At 68.8% G+C, this 898-nt stretch carries 2 protein-coding genes; both read left to right on the top strand.

What is annotated here, in order from left to right; translation table 11 throughout:
• Window positions 1–525, top strand: a 525-nt coding sequence (locus tag QQK25_RS23210; protein ID WP_284190081.1) for a formate dehydrogenase accessory protein FdhE, incomplete at its 5' end; no start/stop codon positions are given.
• A 174-nt stretch (window positions 526–699) separates the two neighbouring features.
• The coding region (locus QQK25_RS23205) for a hypothetical protein (RefSeq protein WP_284190080.1) at window positions 700–898 on the top strand (199 nt) is incomplete at its 3' end.

Raw genomic sequence — 898 nt, 5'->3', positions numbered from 1 at the left:
CTCGCCCGCGACATCCTGCGCACCGAGGAACACCTCGCCAACGCCGTCGAGCTGGCCCTCGCCCCGCTGATCGGCGCCAGCCTCCAGGTGCTATGGACAGCCCGCGCCCGCGCGCTCCAGCCCGCCGACGTGCCCGCCGGCTTCGAAGGCAGCCAGTGCCCCGCCTGCGGCAGCCACCCGGTCGCCTCGATCCTGCGCATCGGCGACGGCGGCCACGGCGTGCGCTACGCCACCTGCAGCCTGTGCGCCACCGCATGGCACGTCACGCGCATCAAGTGCGTGCCCTGCCTCAACACCCGCGAGATCGCCTACCAGGCCCTCGACGGCGCCGGCGGCAACCCGCACCCCGCCGTCAAGGCCGAAACCTGCCCCGACTGCCACAGCAGCCTCAAGATCGTCTCGATGGAACGCGACCCGCTGGTGGACGCCTTCGCCGACGACCTCGCCACCCTCGCCCTCGACATGCTGGTGGAGGAAACCGGCTTCCACCGGGCCGGCCGCAACCTGTTCCTGTTCGCGCCGTAAGGGATGCACCTCACCCGTAGGTCGGGTGTAGGTCGGACTTCAGTCCGACATCCGCTGCCCGATCAACGGACGATGTCGGACTGAAGTCCGACCTACGTTCTACGGGCTGCAAGTAATCGTAGCAATCGAAACATTTTTTGTTTTATTTATACAAACCCTGAGGAGTCCCCCACGATGGCGTCCATGGTCCATGGCACCACGTCCGACGGCAATCAACCCGTTTCCGACACCACCGCCTACCGTGCCCTGCCCGCGCTCGACCGCCTCCTCGGCGCCGTGCCCGCGCTCATCGAGCAGCACGGCCGGCCCGAAGTCACCGCCGCCCTGCGCGACGACCTCGCCGACGCCCGCAGCGGCATCGCCCAGGGCCAGC

This window comes from Zoogloea oryzae, assembly GCF_030161255.1.
Lineage (GTDB): Bacteria > Pseudomonadota > Gammaproteobacteria > Burkholderiales > Rhodocyclaceae > Zoogloea > Zoogloea oryzae.
This window is presented reverse-complemented; position numbering and strand designations above follow the sequence as displayed.